The sequence below is a fragment of the Njordella aestuarii genome (assembly GCF_056494165.1).
Genome location: NZ_CM151397.1, coordinates 230,226 through 248,782 on the forward strand (window position 1 = coordinate 230,226; position 18,557 = coordinate 248,782).

Here is an 18,557-nt window from a genome sequence, read left to right on the forward strand (position 1 = left end):
GTCGCTTTTAGTTGTGGCTCTACAGACGGTATACGAATGACGGAACAAGTTGGCCTGCTTGGAAAGATTAACTGCGGTGACTGCGTACAAGGAATGCAGTCGCTGCCGCAGGGCTCGATTCAGCTGGCGTTCGCCGATCCGCCATTCAATATTGGCTATAAATACGACCAGTACGAAGACCGTTTAGAGAGTGACGAGTACGTGCACTGGTGTAGCGAGTGGATGCGAGAGGTGCATCGCGTCCTCATGCCCAATGGGGCATTCTGGCTAGCGATTGGCGATGAATATGCTGCGGAACTAAAAATTGCGGCCCAGGGACTAGGATTCTTCTGCCGCAACTGGGTAGTGTGGTATTACACTTTTGGCGTGCATTGCAAATATAAGTTCACGCGTTCGCACGCTCATCTCTTTTATTTTGTTAAAAACCCCAACGATTACGTCTTCAATGTAGCAGATGTGTCTGTTCCATCCGCCCGGCAGTTGGTCTATGGCGACAAACGTGCCAATCCTAAGGGACGTCTTCCAGACGACACATGGATACTTCGTCCTCAGGATTTGCCAGATGGGTTTAGCGGCGAAGAAGATACTTGGTATTTCCCTCGCGTGGCTGGAACATTCAAAGAACGAGCTGGCTTTCACGGCTGCCAAATGCCAGAGCAGCTCTTAGGCAGGATTGTGCGCGCTTGCTCAAATCCCGACGACATTGTGCTCGATCCTTTCAGTGGTTCGTCGACGACGTTGGCGGTTGCAAAGAAACTTGGTAGACGTTACATCGGGTTTGAGCTTTCGGAAGATTACGTGCAGCGGGGAACAGCCAGGTTAGATGCGGTTCAAGTGGGAGACCGCTTGGAGGGAGCCGAAGAACCTCGTGTCAGCGCGCCTGCGACAAATTCTGAACAAGCCCTGAAAGCTCGTCAACGCGGTACGGCAAAACCCAAGAGCAAGAAAAAGCCTTCAAAAAGCCATCAGCTTTTCGAATAGTCGGTGCGTCGATTTAAAAGGTGAGAATAATCCGTCGAAGGTTAACTCTTCTCGCTATCGGTTGACCGTCTTGCAAGTTCTACTAGCACACATGGCCCGTCGGCAATAACGTTCACGCCGTTTTCTTCCGCGAGGCGAATAGCCATCGCATCTTCCGCTCCCGGTTGCATCCAGATGTTCTTAACATCTGCTGCGATTGCGTCAGCGACGACTTGTCGAGTCACTGCGGGTGGTGTGACAATCGACAAACTTTCGATTGCTTGGGGCACAACTTCCAGAGACGGGTATACGACCGCTCCCTCAACTTCCTGTTCAGTCGGATGAATACCGACTACATCATGTTTTTCGTACAGCAACGCTCGAAGGACTTTATTGCCGTACTTGCTACGGTCGCGCGACGCTCCGGCGACTGCGTAGGTCTTTGCGGAAAAAAATAGCTCGATGTCTGCCATTGTCTGTTCCAATACTAATAGGGCTTAAACGCTCACTTCGATTGCTGGCGGCGAGTCGAGCCTGGTTGGAGCAAAAAATACGCCACAATTCCGACAGCGATGGTGATGAAGGATGCGAAAGCTTTCCAGGGCGAATTAATACTGTACACAACAGCCAAACCGGACGTTGCCGTTATGAATACGATCGGCGGAATCGGCCAAAATGGTATTCTGAGCGCTGCCCCCTTTGACTTGAGTTTAAACAGTGTGGCAATACTGAGCGCCGACGAAATCGAAAGCGTAAGCCCCAAGTATTGCAGCAGATCGTCCAGCGAGCTTACCCAGACCGCAACGATGGCTAAGACTGCCTGAATCGCAATCGCTTTGAAACTACTTGGATCCCGAAAAACGTTGGGTAGTAGTCCATCGACTGCCATCTGCGAATAGACGCGTGGCCCCAGCATGATCATGGCAAAAACGGAAGTTAAGAGTGCTATCCCAATGACGATACGAACAATTGTGGCTAGCGTTGCCCCGCCAAGATAATCAGCACTTGCGGCAGCAATATCTGGTCTGTTAACAACCAATTCGAACGGAGCTTTGTAGACGAACGCATAGTTCAACAGCAAATAGAGCACAATCACGATCGATGTTCCGACAAAAGTCGCTATTGGAAGAGTTCGCTCTACATTCTTAATCTCAGAGGCAGCATATACGATTGCGTTAAAGCCCAAATAGCTGAACGATATCCAGACCAGACTGTCAGCAAAATTGAATGCCGAGAATTCTGCCGTCGGTTGTTCGATACTCGGCGCGTTGAGGGCAAAACCTATCAGAACGAAAAGCACAGCGAGCTTCATGGCGACCAGCAAGTTCTGAAGCAACAAACCAACTTTTGCGTGCAGACCATGGGCCGCAGCGGCAAAGCAAATCGCCACGACGGCAATAGTATTCAGTTGGATTGGTCTCTCTAAGATCTCGTTCGTAAAGATCAATGGCCCCACATAGACAGCGAAAGATTTGGCGGCCAATGCGATGGGACCGGTGAATCCAGCGATTAAGCTTATCCAGCCCGCGACGAAACCAGCCGCTGGGTGAATTGTTCGTGAAAGGAAGAGATACTCGCCTCCAGACTCTCGAAAATGTACTCCTAACGCACTGTAGCTTGCCGCCCCGCATATCGCGATCACACCGGCAACAAGCCATGCGAGCATCACCCAAAATGGTGACTGAAGTGAACCAAGGCTAAAACCAGACGTTGTGAATACGCCGGCACCGATCATATTGGCGACGACCAAAAAAATGGCCGACGCGAGACGAATATTACCTTTGCCAGACTCGCTCACGGCTTGACCGTTTCGCGGATTTGCAACGCAGGGGCACCCGAAAGCAACTGTGCGTTGGGGTCTTCTGGTGGATTGTCTAATGCCAAATATGCAAATAAGTCGGCCATCTCCTGTGGAGTCATTTGGCTCTCTATTTGTTCCGGCATCAGCGAAACTTCACCCCGTTTGATCTCCTCGATCGAGCTTCGTGAAATCGTTTCAACTTTGCCACCTTGCATCTTTAGCGTGATCGCCTGCTCCGTTTCTTCCACTGGCAGACCGGTCAAAATCCGATCGTCGTTCGTCAAGATACTGACAGCTTGGAAACCTGGCCCGATTACAGCAGACGGGTCGAACACATTCTGAATCAACTGTTGCCAATTGTTTCGACCATTTCGGGTAATATCGGGACCGACCAAGAAGCCTTCCCCGTGCAGTAAATGGCACTGAGAGCAAACGCGTTTGTAAACCTCGCGGCCAGCGTAAGGGTCTCCGCCCATTCCGCCAAGCATGTCGCGCATTCGATTTACAACGTTTTGACGGTTGCCCGAATCACTGCGGATCTGCCCAAAGATTTCCTCTACGCTGCTGCGGATATCGGAATCCTTAAAAGAAGCAATCCGGCGCAACTGATTGAGATTGAAACGTTCCGTCGGGATGCGCTTCGCTGCAACGTCCGCCAAGAGCAATCTGGTCCACGCCGGCCGCTGGCTCAGCAACTCAATGACTTTCGTCTGTAGCCCCTGATCGAGCTTGGCAAAATTTTCCAATAGCCACGCTGCCGTCGATTCTTTGTCGCTTATCCCGAGCGTGTCAATGATTGCCCCTCGTGTGGAATTGTCTGTTTTGGGGTTTTCCAAAACAGCCGCTGTCAGTTCAGTCACTCGATCTGAACCGGAAACGATGAGCGTCTTGAGGGCAGCAATTCGGCCCTCGGTCGACACATTGTCAGACACAACCAGTTTGGCAACTTGGTCCATCGCCATCTTGTCCTTCCACACGGCCATCACGAGAGTAGCATTGTCGGACACAGAGGACTCTTCTCGAGCAAGCTGCTGTACCGTCGATTTGCATTGCGCAGCGATGACTGCGTCGAGCGTCTTTGCGTCTTCGCCGTTCTGCAAAGCATTTTCGTGCACCCACGAGAGAGTCGCCTTCTTTAACGCTTCGTCGTTCTTGGACGCACGGAGGAAGGCGTGCACAACGGCGGCCACGTGCTCTTCTGAAATATTGGTCGCATCGGTACTAAAGTTGAGAAATCCTTTGGACCACTTTGCAGCAAACGGACCAAACGAGCTTGCCGAACTAAAGCCATCTACGATCGTCTTGATCGCATCGGGATCGTCGGCCACTTCTCGTAGGCAATTGTATGCAACGTGTTGGATGGTTTCATCGCTTAAATGCTGGGCTGCAACCGTGAGTATGAGTTCAGCCCGAATCGCTGCTGGCGTCGAAGAGCACTTTGTAACTGCTGAAACCAAGTCAAGGCATAGAGCTGCGTCTTGCGTCCTGTACGCGTTTGACTTGGCCGCTGCCACCAATGCTTGCTCCGCCGCTCCATTTCCAAGGCTTGCTTCATTTCCTAGCAAGCGAATGCACCAAGATGACAGTGACGCGGGAAGTTCTTTAGCAAGGGAGCTTAGCAGTGCGACATCGACGATGTCGTGTTTCATGCTGCCGATTGTCCAGAGAGCATGCATCCGAGTGCGTTCGTCCTGAGACTGATCATTGAGCAACGCAACCAACGCCTTAACACTCGACTTTTCAGATTTTTCCGCGAGCAGGCGCTGTGCTGTCCAGCGCTCGAAACCATTCGCACTTTTGAGCAGTTCGACAAGTTCGGTGCTGCCTAGTTTCGAAAAACCAGTACCGGCAAGCTGTGTCTTTTTGGCACTGGGATCGTTCCCCTCGTAGACCAAACGATAGAGTCGACCACGTGCACGTTCAACACCTTCCGGATCTGCATTGGCGTCCTGATAGCAGTGATACTGGTCGTACCAATCCAAGATGTAGATGCAACCATCAGGCCCAGTTAACTGGGCAACGGGCATGAACCAAGCATCGTTTGCGGTGACCAAGTCAGGCTTAGGCTTTCCAAAATAAGAGCTGCCTTTCGGTTGGACAACGTCACTGTTCAAGCACCCGCCGTGAATATTGCCCATGTACAACACATGCCGATATTCTTCGGGATAAGCATCGCTATCGTAATAGGTTATCCCGCAATATGCCGCTTTCTGATGGTGATGATCAACGATGGAGCGGAGCGGCCAAGTATTAGCCGGGTAAGGTCCCCCCTGCCGAATGTAATATGCGTCTTCAGCAATATGCCACAGGTGATCGATGACACAAGCAGATAAAAAGAACTCGCCTCGATTGTCAATCGCTACGCCCCATGGGTTGCTCGTGCCTTCCGCAAACACTTCAAACTTTTTAGTCCAGGGATCAACTCGCCACAGTGCGCAGGTAAACTCCCAGCCAGGATGATCGTCGCTGTAGTTAGGATTCTCTTTTGAGTAAGAGACATTACTGTAGTTGAATACGCCGTTGAGCCCGTATAGCCAACCGTCGGGTCCCCAGGTGAAGGCACTCGGAAGCTCGTGTGTATCGGTGCGACCAAAACCAGTAACTACAACCGACCGTTTGTCGGCTTTCAAATCGCCATTCGTATCCTCAAGAAAAAGCAAATCAGGTGAGTTCGCTACCCAGACGCCGCCGTGACCGACGGCAATACCAGATGGAATGTTCAGCCCATCTGCGAATACCGTAGTCTTGTCGATACGCCCATCTCCGTCGGTGTCTTCGAGTACTTTGATGCGGTCTCTCCCAACACCGGCATCCATCCGAGGATACTCCACGCTCTCAGTGACCCAGAATCGACCTTGCTCGTCGATTGCCATTGCGACCGGGTTCACCAAGTCTGGTTCCGCGGACACGATCTCGACGCGAAAACCTGGAGGGACGGTCATTTTTGCTACGGCTTCTTGAGCTGTAATCGGTGGCCCAGGTGGACGGTCGTGTCGACGAGGCACTTCAAGTTTCTGAGCGAGTCCAATGTCTCCCAGAAACAAAACGAAGGTTGCGACAACCAGCGTTCTTCGCAATGGAGCCGTGCGAAACGTACAGAGCATAGAAAAGTTCCTGTTAAGGCGGGAGGAAGGACAGGCTTGAGGGAGTTCGTGGCGTCCACGAAAATCGCTTCTACTATAAATCACGACGTGCTCCAGGTCCATTATGCGACGCTACGCTTTAGCGCAATGCACCGCTAAATCGACCTCAACTGGATTCCTAACGGGAGGCTTTCGCCCAAAATCTCTGCTGCGTCAGCGCTGTCCAGTTGCAAAACCTCTTGTACTTGCCGCAAGTAACGCTCGTTGTTGCCATGCGATTTTAAGTAGGAGATTACTTGTTGGCGTACGTTCTGCGAAAGGTCGCGATAGCGATCGCCTGTCATTCGAGCGATTTGAACAAGGCTGCTCGCAATCAGTTGATCATCAATTTTCAACTTTAGAAGTTTTAGAGCGATCGATTCTGCAAAACCGGAACTCAAGACGCAATTTAGCGGACCATAAACAGGTTGTCGCGACACGATCCTGCCGATTGCCCACAGGAGTGCACTTGCCAGAGGCTTCAGTTTTTCTTTGGACAAAGCCACTAACAACATCTGCACCAGAAGCTGCTTTTCCGTCGCGCTGATCAGTTCTAAAGACCCAACCAAGCGAAGAAGTTCACTGGCATAGCCATTAGAAACTCCAGAGAGATTGGCTTGAGTGATTTTAGTCAAGAGCGGTCGACTCTCTTCGAGTAACGTTTGCTGTTGCCCCGGAGTGAACCCGCCAGCTATACGACGCCACAAAATGATTGCTTCGCTGGCATTGCCGCGATTCTGAAGTTTGCCTTGCACCGCACGCCACGTTTGAGCAACTCGCCAGTCGTCCGCCGCGAACCCAAAACCGGGGCGTAGGAAATAGCCTAATACGCTTAACCAACGCGCTTCTGCTTCGGGTGATTTGCGAAGCGAGCGGTCGACTTCGACCGTGGTAGACCAAAGTTCACGCAGCAACGATGCTGGCCAGTCGGCCCTGGGAAGCTCAAGCGCATCGCCGAGTTCTCGCATTAGATTCTTCGTCGATGGAATGGCCGCTTTAGAGTCAAACACTCGCGTAATGACTGCTTCGGCATTCGCAAGTGTCGTTAAGCTCAAGATACCTGAGCGTTCTGCGAGTCCGCTATGGTGTTGCCGATCGGTTTGAACAGTTGAACGTAAATCGAATTCTAGCTTCCAGCGTTCCTGAGTCGTTGCTTGGTCAGCAAGTTCGGATGAGTCCGACGTCGCATGTAGGTACAATTGCAGTGTGCCGATTTCCGACAACGCACTCTCGACAATTGCCGGCACAGTTCGGCTTTTTTTGCCGCGTTTGCCCTGCAGAACTGTTTGTATCATCGGCAACGGCAGCATTATATCGACTTCCAAATCGACTATATCGCCAGCATGATCTATTAGTCTCGTGCTACTGTAAAATATCGGGAACTGGACCGGAGTGCCTACTTGGACGTCGATCGAACAGTCCGCAAATTCATGGTGCTCAAGCGTCTGCGCGTTCGCTGGCATAACACACAGTACACGAGGAGGGATTTCTTGTACTGACAGGAAGTAGGCACGAGCAAGTCTAGCATCAATGCGGACGCCCTGCCCGCCCGCAAGACCTTCACCCCGTCGAACCAACGCAAAATACGCCGCTCCGCGCGATACTGCTAAATCTAGTGACGAACTCTTCAACTCCCCGCAGTTCCAATCGCCACCCGAAGCTTCCGCAAACCACGAATCGATCTGGCTGCAAATTCGCTGTCTTATCAAAGCGGAAGAAGTGACGCCGCCATTGAACAAAATCCAATCGGGTCGCGCGGCAAGAAGGTCACGGGCTGATGCGGGATCGTCGTCTTTTCGCCCAGCGAAGCGATGTTCCCAAAGAAATTTTGCAAGGTGTTTGGTGACTGCGGGATCTTTGGCGAACGGCAGCCCGAATTCTCGAAAACCCACTTGCTCAGATTCTGGTTGGGAATCGATGCTAGCGTAAGGAAAGAATCCATCCAGCAGCAGACTTTTGGCGTCGTCTCGCGTGATTATGAAATTGCGGCCCGAATCAATCAGTCGCCTTCCGGTGCCCGGCAGATGCAATTTGTAGTCCTCAGGCGGCGACTCAGAAAGGAGAGTCTCTTTCGCTTGCCTACACCGCAGTCGCAATGAATCCCATTGCCGCGATGTTATCTCTGCTTCTCCCGCTTGTGCAGCTGTTTGTTCTAGTTTTGCCGCCAAAGCAGCATCAAGGTTATCCCCCCCCAACAGCAAATGATCCCCTACCGCGACGCGATGCAGACCATACTGTTGCTCAAGTGCAGCGGAAGTGTTGTGGACGCTCTTGTCGATTTCCCGGACACGAATCAAAGTGAAATCGGTGGTGCCCCCACCAATGTCGCAAATCAAGATCGTTTGCCCATCGCATACAATCTGATCCCAGTCGTTTTGATGATCTGCTAGCCAAGCGTAAAAGGCAGCCTGCGGTTCTTCGATCAGCAAGATCTTCGGTAGCCCCGCTTCTCTCGCAGCTTCGATGGTCAGCTCCCTCGCGACTTCATCAAAAGATGCTGGCAATGTGACCACTACGTCTTGTTCTGCCAAAGGCGCATCGGGGTGTTCTTTGTCCCAACAAGATCGGATGTGCGCGAGGTAGCGACTGCAGGCCGTAACAGGTGACATTTGGGCGATGTCGTCATCTGCGTGCCAGGGCAGCAGTTTCGCCGTCCGGTCGATTCCGCCATGGCAGAGCCAGCTTTTGGCCGAAGCGATCTGACGCTGCGGTTGTTCCGCACCCCGCGTCCTTGCATACCAACCGACACAGTACTTGCTGTCTAGTTCGTGGATGACGCCAGTACTTTGTGCAGGCGTATCGGCTGGAAAGTGGTAGAGGAACGACGGTAATGTTGTGCGTCGTTCGATTGTTCCCAGATCGACCAATTGTGCGATCTGATACTGCTGGATGGTTGGTTTGGGCGACTGAGAATCGACGTAAGCAACAGCGCAGTTGGTCGTACCAAGATCGATCCCAACGCAAAATCGCGCGGGAGCAGCCGAATCAAAGAGTTTCGTCGCAGTCATGCTGCAAGTTTGTTCGTGAAATCAGATAGCTGCCGGTCCAATCAGCAGCTTTCTATAGGTAGGCTAGTCATGCTACCTGTTTCCAAGGTGGCGCTAGGTTTGACCAGCCAATCACAAAACGTTTAGCGTTCGAGCTTTACGGTCGAGCTATCTTTTTCGCCATCTGTTGGACGGTCGTCGTATTTAGCGACCGGCAAATCAGCGTTGACTGGAATTACAAATTGGTTAATAGCCGATTCGTTTGGCAGAGCTTTCAAGAAGGAAGCGTCTTCAACTTCCGTTATTTTAGCTTCTTTGATAATTTCCTCGATCACACGGCGTTCGATAATTTGGTTGCGGATCGCGTCCATTTGGCCAGATCGCTCAAGCATCGCACGCATTTTTCGCACGGTCGATTCCGCTTGGTCGGCAATCGCTTCGATTTCAGCTTCGTATTCTTCTGAAGTTGGCTCGATTTGCATTTCTTCGGCGATTTTTTCGAGAAGAAAGTGTTCGCGAAGAGCTGCGATCGTGTTCTCACGAGCGTTCCGGCGCATTGCATTCACAGCAATCTTGATGTCATCTTCGCTCGATCCATTGCGACGCATTTCGAGAACACGGCGTTGCAATTCGCGATTCGTTTGACGGTCAATCAGCGTGTTAGGCATGTCCCACTTCGAATCCTTGAGCAATTCGGAGGTGACTTGCGTGCGAATGTGCTGCTGTTGTTGGAATTCTTGTTGTTTTTCAAGTTCTCCACGCACAAAAGTTCGGACTTCTTCGACCGAATCAAAACCGAACGTCTCCAGGATTGACGGCGGAATGGCAGAAGGGTCAAGGCGGAAGATCGAGTCCACTTCGAAGGTGGCTTCGATAGAACGCTCGGTATTTTCTTCAATGCCGGGCACTTTAATCGAAGTGCTGCGGGATTCCCCTTCTTTGACGCCTTGCATCAGTTCGCCAAAATTAGGGATTTCACAATCAGCGAACGAAAGTTTTTCGCGTAAGGTGACGCTTTCTTCTTCCATCGTGCTGATCAGTGTGCCGCCGGTGGTGAACGTTGCATTGATCACCAGTTTGTCGCCAAGCTCGGCGCCGGTATCGATTGCCTCGCCATCACTAAATCGGCTGAGCGTGCGGACCATTTGTTGGTCGATCACCTCTTCGCTCAGGTTAAAAGTTGGACGAGTTAGCTCAAGCCCTTTCCAGTTTGGCGTGTCAAACTGAGGACGAACTTCGATTGTGAATTCGAAAGTGAAATCGCCGGTGTCAGGCAGCTGGACAGCGCCGTAGTCCATATCTGGCTCGCTGATAGCGGAGATGTCGCCAGCTTCCGTGATCTGCTGAAGAGCTTGCATTACGAGTGTGCTTTTGACTTGCTCTTTCACTTGAGTGCGAAAGCGGCTTTCAAGCAGCTTGCGAGGTGCCTTGCCCACGCGAAAGCCTGGCATCTCGGCTTGTGGAGCGATTTCATCGAATGCGGTCTTGAACTGCTTGTCGATGTCGCTGCGCGGTACGGTGACGACGAAGTGTCGTTCGCAAGCGCCCGTCTCCGACATTTTGGTCTGTAGGTCGAGTTTGGTGTCGTTTTGTTGCTCTACAGCGGCGTCACTAGACATAATTTGTTCAGCTGGATAGTTGGTTCGAATGGTTTCGAAGCGGAAATGAGTGGGCGAATCGAAACGAGTCGCTGTTTGATTTAATGCGGGTAAAAAAAACGGACAATCAGGGCGAAAGAAGAGCGGGTGATGGGATTCGAACCCACGACAACAACGTTGGCAACGTTGTGCTCTACCAACTGAGCTACACCCGCAAGACGATTTTCAGCCGACTGATTGTCCGGTTTTAATAATTTGCTGATCGACGCTTGCTGATCAACGGTACGGATTCGCGTCTGAAAAGGGAACGCGATTCCCGATTTTTTCACTGCACAAATCATTTCGTTCCGTGCAGAGCATGGGGATTATAGGGTCCGGCAAGAGCCTTGCAAGGGCGAAGCCAGAATCAAGGCAGGAATTTTGGCACGTTTTGCCGACTTCGAAGTCTCCCTTTTCGATTTTGCCCGCTCCCCATACGATGGTGGTTATATAGCATATCTCTTCATTAATAGCGGCTAACAGCCACCTGTACGGTAGACCAGTGACTCAAAAACCAATTCCTGCAAAACTCGCCCTCGAAGACGGAACGATCTACGAAGGCAACTCGATCGGCAGCCAAGGCGAAATTGATGGCGAAGTCGTCTTCAATACCTCGATGACCGGGTACCAAGAAATCCTCACCGACCCGAGTTATCGCGGCCAGATCGTGACGATGACCTATCCCCTGATCGGGAATTATGGAGTCAACAACGATGACCTTGAGTCGGCGAAGCCTCAGGTTTCCGGATTTTTGATCCGCGAGAATAGCCGCATCGCTAGCAATTATCGCTCGCAGCAGTCATTTCAGGACTACCTGCAACAACACAATATCATTGCGGTCGAAGGGATCGAAACGCGTGCTTTGGTACGACGCATCCGTTCCAGTGGTGCCATGCGCGGTGTTCTATCTACGGTCGACCTGGACGACGCATCTTTAATTTCAAAAGCCCAAAGCAGTCCCGGACTCGTTGGGCGCGACTTGGTGCGCGAAGTCGTGCCGCACGCAAAACGCCGCTGGGATGAAAAACTCCACGAGTTGGTTTGCTTTGATCAATCGGAAAGCAAAGGCGATCGGCCTCGAGTCGTATGTCTCGATTTTGGCATGAAGTGGAACATTCCTCGTCATTTAGCCGCTCGTGGGAATGATGTTGTTATTCTTCCTGGGACGGCTACGGCCGAACAAGTGCTTGCAGAAGAGCCGGATGGGGTTTTCTTGAGCAACGGTCCAGGTGACCCCGAACCACTTGAATATGCCATCAGCACCATTCAATCACTCTTGGGCAAACGTCCAGTTTTCGGGATTTGCCTCGGGCATCAGCTGTTGTCGCTTGCCAGCGGTGCGAAAACGTACAAACTTAAGTTTGGTCATCGTGGTGCGAATCAACCTGTCCTGAGGCTCGGCAGTGGCAAGGTTGAAATCACTTCACAAAATCATGGCTTTTCCGTTGACGAAGCTACTCTGCCTGACAACTTGGAGGTTACGCATCGCAACTTGAATGACAATACAGTGGCTGGTGTGCGCCGCAAAGATGTCGAAGCCTTCAGCGTGCAGTATCATCCAGAAGCCTCCGCTGGTCCGCATGACAGCAGCTACCTGTTTGACCAGTTCCAACAAGTTATCTCGCGCAATAAATAATCTTACGCAACGAAAAGAGCTCGCAGCGTCAAACTGCGAGCTCTTTTGTTAGGGGCTTGAGCTAAATCGCTTACCGGCCAATGTAAAGCGAGAATCCGAAATTGGATGGCGCTCGGTTGTAACCGCCATAGGGATGTCGATATTGTCCATAGTTGTACGGGCTGTTATATGGGCTGTTATATGGGCTGCGAAATTGGCTGTAGCCAGGAGCCGAACCAATGATTACGCTCCGAGTGCTTGGTACGCCATAGGGGACTCGTAGCGAACTGTAGCTGCGGTTGAATTGCGGGCCGTAGTTATAGTTATAGAGGTGCGCTGCACCAAGATTGCTTCCCCGGTAATAGTCTGCTCCGCGGTAAGGGTTGTAATGACGCGGGCCGCCTGCATAGCCGTATCCTGGGCCGCCGTATCCTTGTCCGCCGCGATAATGATTGCGATTGGGACCGTCGGCAAAAGCGGTGACGCCGCTGGATGTGACTAGCACTGCGATGGCTATTTTTAGTATTGAAGATTTCATTGATCAAACTCCTTTAGAGCAATTGATTGCCGATGGTTCGAACTCAAAGTTGTTCGTTGTCCAGCACGCTTAAGTAACAAACTGGATGCCAAAAAAATCTTGGTAGAATTTCGTGAGCTTGCTTGAGGCTGGAGAAACTCGAATCACGGCGAAATCCCAGGGGTATTGCCAATTTCAGCGACGAAATCTGGGTCGAACTTTATTTTTGTTCATTTGGACAATAAGATCCGATGTAATGTGGATGTCGTCATTGCGATACGATATGTGTTCGCTTTCGCGTTCGTTTATTCTCGCCAAAATATTTTGCAAGAATCCACGGTTGGTTAAGCTGTGGATTCGGCCCATATTCCTGCCTTCCTTTCTCTCCCGCTAAGGTGCCAAAATGAGTCATCAAAAAAACAAGTTCGATCGAGTGTCTGCGAACGCCAATGCTTCCCGTCGGAATTTTGTGAAGAGCCTGACTGTAGGGGCGACCGCGCTCGCACTCGCTCCAGCGATTCATACTTCTTCGCGTGCTGCCGACGAAATCATTACCGGAGAAGGCGAATATAAATATCGAGTTCACCACCACTGGCCAAAGCTTCCGGATCGCTACACGTGGCAAACAACGCACAACGTTGCGGTCGACGCAGCCGGCAATCTGTATGTCATTCACGAAGGGCTTGAGTCGAAGAAGGATCATCCAGCCATCTTCGTTTTCGATTCCAAGGGTGATTTTGTGCGAGCTTTCGGTACGGAGTTTCAAGGTGGCGGACACGGCTTAGAAGTTCGCACTGAAGGCAGCGACCAGTTCTTGTACGTATCGGGATATAAACAAGTCAAAGCGTTTTCAAAGCTTACTTTGACAGGTGAAACCGTCTGGACTTCAAGAGCTCCAGTGCAAAGTGGTGTATATGCCGAGGGTGAAGATGAGAATCGAAATGGTGAATGGGGACGCGATAGGTTCATGCCTACGAACTTTGCGTTCCTCGATGATGGCGGATTTTTACTAGCCGATGGTTATGGCTCATACTTCATTCATCGCTACGACTCCGACGGCAAATGGGTGAGCAAGTTCGGCGGCCCGGGTGAAGGCGCCGGGACTTTCAATACGCCACATGGGATTTGGATCGACCGCCGGAATGTCCACTTGCCGGTGATCGTAGTTACCGACCGGGCACACAATGCGTTACAGCGGTTTACGATGGAAGGTGAATATATCGACACTATCGAAGGCTTTGGATTGCCAGCGAACGTCGATACTCAACAGAACTTGATGCTCGTCCCTGAACTGCTCGGTCAAGTGACGTTGCTCGGCAGCGATAACAAACCCGTGGCGACTTTGTGCAGTGACGTTTCCCGGATTAAATCAGACGCAGACAAAAAAATTCGCCAAGATCCAAGCCAATGGATCGATGGAAAGTTTGTTCACCCCCACGATGCATGCTTTGATTCCCAAGGTAATATCTTCGTGGCTGAGTGGGTTTCCACCGGGCGAGTTACAAAATTAGAACGCATAGCCTGATAACACAGGGGTGCGGCGTCAGGGACCAAGTACAAGAATGCTAATCTTTAACAGTCGTTACGCCCGGATTTTCGCCGGCCTTTTCATTGGACTCGCATTCGTTTCGTTGGGCGGTGCGAGCCAGATTTCCGAAGAGAGGCGTGAACCTTCGGAGGATTTGCCGGAGTTGGTGGCATCGGAAGAAGATAAGTTAGTAATTGAGCGCGCCAATACGCTTGCAAAGAGCGTTGCTGCCACCGATTGGCTAGGAGCTCTTTCGCCAATAGCGATCTCGCCATTTTTTGGCATGGCCTGCCTAACCGGCGTAGCAACTTACGGCCCAGACTGGTTAGCGCAGCGTAGTAGTCTCTTTGCCGAAGGTAGTCCACTGTCCAACCAGTTCCTATTCTGGGCAATGGTGGTGCTTACAGTAGTTACAAGTCTGCCTCGTTTCTCGAAAGTAAGTAAACCGTTCGCACTGATCGTCGACAAGCTCGAAACCTATTCAGTGATCGTGATATTAGTTGGTATGCGGATCTTCGGTGGGATTTCCGAAGAGCCCTTGCCTGAAATGCAAACGCCAATGCTCGAGGCTGCTGGCTTTGCGACTTTGCCTTTGGATGTCGTCTTGGCGATATTCGCAGGTGTTAATCTACTGGTTGTTGGAACGATCAAGCTGTTCTTTGAACTGCTGATTTGGATTACGCCGATTCCCACCATCGATGCATTGCTGGAGATGGCAAACAAAAGCATTAGCGCGGGTCTTACGGCGCTATACTGCTTTAGTCCCTTTGCGGCCGCAGTCTTTGACATCTTTTTGTTGGGGGCCTGTTGCATGGTGTTTTTCTGGGTGAGTCGTCGGATGCACTACTACTTGAAGGTATTCGTTTGGCCTTGGTTGTTGCGTATGCTTGGTCGCCAGCGAGCGTTTGAAATTGGCCGCGAACCAATGTTCCTGGCCAACAGTTGGAATTCGTGGCCGCTTTACACCCAAGTGCAAGTAGTCGGCTCCGAGGCTACCGGTTGGAAGGTGGTCGGAAAACGCTTTGGGATTTTTTGCAGGACTTCAACCCTGGGACCAACCGTGCCGCGTACCGAACGCGAACTTCTGCGCGACTGCGTGATTATTGACGATGGTCAAAATGCTCCACTGCGGGCTTATGTTAGGAAGTCGCAGGATATATAGCATGATCGATCTGCGAGGACGAACGGCTCTGATCACAGGCGGTACACAAGGAGTCGGCGGCGCTATTGCAGTTGCATTAGCGACGGCTGGTTGCGATTTGATCTTGCAAGGTTTGAACGAAAACGCAGACGCTGTCCAAACTATCAATCGCTGCAAAGCTTCGGGGGTTCGCATCGAAGTACGCTATTGTGATTTGAACCAGCCGGTCGAAACCTGTGTTGAGATACTGACCAGGGCGGCTAGTCAAGCTGGGATGTCGGTCGATATTTTAGTCAACAACGTCGGAGTATTTATCGACAAGCCATTCCTGGAGATGGATATTGCCACTTTCCAGCAGACCATGCACCTGAACCTAGCGGTAGGGTATTTTCTATCGCAAGCGTTTGCGCGGGAATGGATTGCCAATAAAGTCGCTGGAAGAATCCTTTTTACCGGAAGTATCAACGGTTTGTTAGCGGAGCCCAATCACTCTGCTTATGACGCCAGCAAGGCAGCGGTTTCTGGTCTGGTACGGTCGTTGTGTGTGGCACTGGCACCGCACGGCATTCGTGTGAACGCTATTGCTCCAGGGCTTGTCAGGACGCCTTTGACAAACCAAGTGCTAGACGCTGACGATGCGACCTTACGATGGATGCAATTGCATACACCGAACGGCCAAGTTCCGAACGCCGATGTTTGCGGAGGCACGGCCGCTTTCCTCTTGAGTGATTTAGCAAGCCACATCCATGGACAAACGGTCTATGTTGACGGTGGTATGTCGATTTGGCAACAACCCGATTGTCCCGAGCACTGACGTGCGGCATCCTCAACAAGATCAAGCTACCAATAGCGTTCGACAATCAAGTTTCCGTGCTCTTTGGGAGTGTGTCGAGTCATTTCGCGAGCAAGCAAAATCGCTTGCATGTCATTGAGCATATCCGGGTTGCCGCACATCATTACGGTGCTGTGCGCTGGAGTGATGTCGATGCCAGCACGCTTTTCCAAGCAGCCCGATGATAAAACTTGAGTTATGCGACCAGTGAGTATTTCACCGGCTTGTTCTCGGGAAACGACTGGTAGCCACTGGAACCTACCGCAATATTTCTCTTTATAGATTTCCATCTCGTCTTGGTACGCCAGGTCGTGAGCGTAGCGTACGCCGTGAACAAGCATGATTCGTTTGAATCGCTTCCAGGTGCTTTCGCAGCGCAGCATGGCGATATAGGGCGCCAGGCCAGTGCCGGTTCCAATCAGCCATAGGTCTTCACCGCCATCGACGTGCGAAAGAGTAAAGCTGCCGGTTGCCTTAGTTGAGACATCGACCTTGTCACCGACGGTCAACGACCAAAGTGTCGGCGTCAAGCGACCGTCATCCACGCGTACGACAAAGAAGTCGAGAACTTCGCCGTGGGGAGACGCGACCGAATAAGGATGGTGCACGTGTTTGTCTGGCCGTTGAATTCCAACTTGAAGATATTGCCCTGGTTCAAAGGGCTCGACTCCGGGTGCATTTACTTGAATGGTAAAAAGTCCGTCGGACCAGATTCGCTTCCCAACAACCGTGCCTGTTACAAATTTCATGATCTGCCCAAAAGAGTCTACCCGTGATCCGTTTCCTTTGCCGGGCCGGCTTACGACCCGTCACGCATTCTATCGATTCTGCCTTGCGCGCGGGACACGATGGAGACCATTTCTGCATTGCCGTTGTATAAACTCAGAATACTATCCCATATTTTTTTTGCTGCGAGCACATCTCCACGTTCGTAAAGTTGTTCTGCCTCATCTAGTTTTCCGGTCAAGAATCGTTTTAGCTCTTCCTTGTCGGGAGGCTCCGCTTCAATTTCGCGAATCTGTCGCAGCGATAAATTAACGAATGGTCGTTCGTCCGGGTTCTCCTGATAGAGTTCTACAATGGCTTTGTAACGTTCCAAAGCACTGATTCGGTCGCCAAATCGTTCGTATCGTCTTGCTTCGGAGTATCGACGTTCGCCTTCACTGGACGGGTCGCGGTTGAAGCGAGCATTCCGATCCATTTTGGCTTCGGCGTTCACCATTTCTATAAATTCCAACTGAGATTCCGCCCACTCCCGGTGCTGGCCACTTGGAAACCGAGAGACCATCGGAATCAGATATCGATCGCGAGCGTCGTTGTAGGAAATACTATCTTGGTTGGCTAAAAGCTTTTCGGCCCGGCGTCGCATGGTTGCTTCGTCCAGTGGCATCAACATATAAGCTGTCAGCCCGATTGCCAGAGCGATACACGCAATCAACACGAGCGGACGTTCAAGGAGGGGAACATCGCTGTTGGCGGATTTTCGCTTCTTTTTCGGTTTGACGCCCAGCGCTTTCTCGGCTTCGTCTTTGTCGAGATTCATTTGCAGTGGCGAAAAGCCTCCCATGGCGTGTTCGACGACGCTCGCCCCGCTCATCGCGCGTCGCTCGGCCTCTTGAAGCGCCATCGCAACAGCTGCTGCCGTGAACGGCCGTTGGACCGGATTCTTCTGAAGCAGTTGGTCGACAATCTTGCTGAGCCACACCGGACAATCGAATACAACCGTTGCGACCGGCGGGATCTCTGCATTGAGGGCTTGCTGACGGATGTGCTCGATCGAGTCGCCTCGCACCGGCGGAAAGCCAGTGAGGGCATGATAAAGGATTGCGCCTAACGCATAAAGGTCGAGGGCTGGGTGTGGTGTGAAACCCGAGGTGAATTGTTCGGGCGCTTGATATGAGAGACTTTGAAGCGTCCGCGGTCGACTTGCTAGCCGACTGATCGCCTCCCCGCGAAAATCACTCAGTTTAATACTTTGTTGATCCGTCTGGCATAACACTTGACTTGTGCTCAAGTTTTGATGAAGCCAGCCTTGGTTGTGGGCGAACTGTAAGGCGTCGCACATCTGAAGTCCATATTGCAGGACTATTTCCCAAGGTAATCGCTCAACGCGACTGAGTTGGTCTTCGAGTGATTCGCCACTGATCAATTCGTAGACAAGGTAAGCATCATTGCCATCAAAACCACCACCAAAACAACGCACAATGTGATCATGCCGCAACGCTTTCAGTCGATCGACGTCGTCCATGAATTGCTTCTTCGCTTCAGGCGTCAGGCCGAGCGGAAAAGAAAGCAACCGCAGTGCAACTTGACTGCGTTGCTGGACGTGGATTGCGCGGTAGAGCGTACCGCCACTCTTGCCAAGCGGCACTTCTAGAGCAAGAGGTCCTATGCGTGACCGAACCATTGAATGCAGT

13 protein-coding genes and 1 tRNA gene are annotated in these 18,557 nt (G+C 51.6%); 5 read left to right on the plus strand and 9 right to left on the minus strand.

All coding sequences use genetic code 11. The annotated features are described in order from the left end of the window. The first annotated feature begins 36 nt into the window (after positions 1–36). The gene (locus tag SH451x_RS00825; protein WP_479360369.1) at positions 37–981 is read left to right on the plus strand and encodes a DNA-methyltransferase; all 945 of its coding nucleotides are present in this window, start codon (positions 37–39) and stop codon (positions 979–981) included. A 41-nt stretch (positions 982–1,022) separates the two neighbouring features. On the opposite strand, the gene SH451x_RS00830 is transcribed toward SH451x_RS00825, so the two are convergent. The 6 genes from SH451x_RS00830 to SH451x_RS00855 all read right to left on the minus strand — a co-directional run bounded on the left by SH451x_RS00830 (position 1,023) and on the right by SH451x_RS00855 (position 10,683). After that, positions 1,023–1,433, minus strand: a complete 411-nt coding sequence (locus SH451x_RS00830; RefSeq protein WP_479360371.1) for a CoA-binding protein — start codon at positions 1,431–1,433, stop codon at positions 1,023–1,025. 32 nt (positions 1,434–1,465) lie between these two features. Beyond that, on the minus strand, positions 1,466–2,758 hold the full coding sequence (locus SH451x_RS00835) for an APC family permease (RefSeq protein ID WP_479360372.1): 1,293 nt from the start codon (positions 2,756–2,758) through the stop codon (positions 1,466–1,468). Further along, positions 2,755–5,865 carry a PVC-type heme-binding CxxCH protein gene (locus tag SH451x_RS00840; protein ID WP_479360373.1) on the minus strand — a complete coding sequence of 1,037 codons (3,111 nt, stop codon included), beginning with the start codon at positions 5,863–5,865 and terminating at the stop codon, positions 2,755–2,757. Before SH451x_RS00840 ends, SH451x_RS00835 begins: the two co-directional genes overlap by 4 nt. A 134-nt stretch (positions 5,866–5,999) precedes the next feature. Beyond that, complete coding sequence (locus SH451x_RS00845; protein ID WP_479360374.1) at positions 6,000–8,891, minus strand: hsp70 family protein; 2,892 nt, start codon at positions 8,889–8,891, stop codon at positions 6,000–6,002. A gap of 122 nt (positions 8,892–9,013) precedes the next feature. Then, a complete protein-coding gene (tig, locus tag SH451x_RS00850) occupies positions 9,014–10,489 on the minus strand; it encodes a trigger factor (protein ID WP_479360375.1) in 1,476 nt (491 codons plus the stop codon). A 121-nt stretch (positions 10,490–10,610) separates the two neighbouring features. Then, positions 10,611–10,683: transfer RNA gene (locus tag SH451x_RS00855), tRNA-Gly, on the minus strand. A 326-nt stretch (positions 10,684–11,009) separates the two neighbouring features. Here SH451x_RS00855 and carA point away from each other — a divergent pair. Beyond that, entirely contained in the window at positions 11,010–12,143 is a 1,134-nt protein-coding gene (gene carA, locus SH451x_RS00860; protein ID WP_479360376.1) for a glutamine-hydrolyzing carbamoyl-phosphate synthase small subunit, read from the plus strand. A gap of 70 nt (positions 12,144–12,213) precedes the next feature. Here the strand turns inward: carA and SH451x_RS00865 are convergent, their stop codons facing one another. Further along, positions 12,214–12,660, minus strand: a complete 447-nt coding sequence (locus tag SH451x_RS00865; RefSeq protein ID WP_479360377.1) for a hypothetical protein — start codon at positions 12,658–12,660, stop codon at positions 12,214–12,216. A 382-nt stretch (positions 12,661–13,042) separates the two neighbouring features. On the opposite strand from SH451x_RS00865, the gene SH451x_RS00870 reads away from it, so the two are divergent. From SH451x_RS00870 to SH451x_RS00880, 3 genes are read left to right on the plus strand one after another with little or no spacing between them, the layout of a single operon-like run. Then, the gene (locus SH451x_RS00870; protein ID WP_479360378.1) at positions 13,043–14,164 is read left to right on the plus strand and encodes a 6-bladed beta-propeller; all 1,122 of its coding nucleotides are present in this window, start codon (positions 13,043–13,045) and stop codon (positions 14,162–14,164) included. Positions 14,165–14,201: 37 nt separating this feature from the next. Next, complete coding sequence (locus tag SH451x_RS00875; protein ID WP_479360379.1) at positions 14,202–15,329, plus strand: hypothetical protein; 1,128 nt, start codon at positions 14,202–14,204, stop codon at positions 15,327–15,329. A gap of 1 nt (position 15,330) precedes the next feature. Continuing rightward, positions 15,331–16,122 (plus strand): SDR family NAD(P)-dependent oxidoreductase, encoded by a 792-nt coding sequence (locus tag SH451x_RS00880; protein ID WP_479360380.1) that lies wholly within the window; start codon positions 15,331–15,333, stop codon positions 16,120–16,122. A gap of 26 nt (positions 16,123–16,148) precedes the next feature. Here the strand turns inward: SH451x_RS00880 and SH451x_RS00885 are convergent, their stop codons facing one another. Both SH451x_RS00885 and SH451x_RS00890 read right to left on the minus strand, forming a co-directional pair. Next, positions 16,149–16,889 (minus strand): ferredoxin--NADP reductase, encoded by a 741-nt coding sequence (locus SH451x_RS00885; RefSeq protein WP_479360381.1) that lies wholly within the window; start codon positions 16,887–16,889, stop codon positions 16,149–16,151. Between the two features lie 50 nt (positions 16,890–16,939). Then, positions 16,940–18,547: a serine/threonine protein kinase gene (locus SH451x_RS00890; protein WP_479360383.1), complete on the minus strand. Its 1,608-nt coding sequence runs from the start codon at positions 18,545–18,547 to the stop codon at positions 16,940–16,942. Positions 18,548–18,557 lie beyond the last annotated feature (10 nt).

Coding starts and splice junctions, on each gene's coding strand:
- SH451x_RS00825 (WP_479360369.1), top strand. CDS start 37: ATGACGGAACAAGTTGGCCTGCTTGGAAAGATTAACTGCGGTGACTGC.
- SH451x_RS00830 (WP_479360371.1), bottom strand. CDS start 1,433: ATGGCAGACATCGAGCTATTTTTTTCCGCAAAGACCTACGCAGTCGCC.
- SH451x_RS00840 (WP_479360373.1), bottom strand. CDS start 5,865: ATGCTCTGTACGTTTCGCACGGCTCCATTGCGAAGAACGCTGGTTGTC.
- SH451x_RS00845 (WP_479360374.1), bottom strand. CDS start 8,891: ATGACTGCGACGAAACTCTTTGATTCGGCTGCTCCCGCGCGATTTTGC.
- tig (WP_479360375.1), bottom strand. CDS start 10,489: ATGTCTAGTGACGCCGCTGTAGAGCAACAAAACGACACCAAACTCGAC.
- SH451x_RS00865 (WP_479360377.1), bottom strand. CDS start 12,660: ATGAAATCTTCAATACTAAAAATAGCCATCGCAGTGCTAGTCACATCC.
- SH451x_RS00870 (WP_479360378.1), top strand. CDS start 13,043: ATGAGTCATCAAAAAAACAAGTTCGATCGAGTGTCTGCGAACGCCAAT.
- SH451x_RS00875 (WP_479360379.1), top strand. CDS start 14,202: ATGCTAATCTTTAACAGTCGTTACGCCCGGATTTTCGCCGGCCTTTTC.
- SH451x_RS00880 (WP_479360380.1), top strand. CDS start 15,331: ATGATCGATCTGCGAGGACGAACGGCTCTGATCACAGGCGGTACACAA.
- SH451x_RS00885 (WP_479360381.1), bottom strand. CDS start 16,889: ATGAAATTTGTAACAGGCACGGTTGTTGGGAAGCGAATCTGGTCCGAC.
- SH451x_RS00890 (WP_479360383.1), bottom strand. CDS start 18,547: ATGGTTCGGTCACGCATAGGACCTCTTGCTCTAGAAGTGCCGCTTGGC.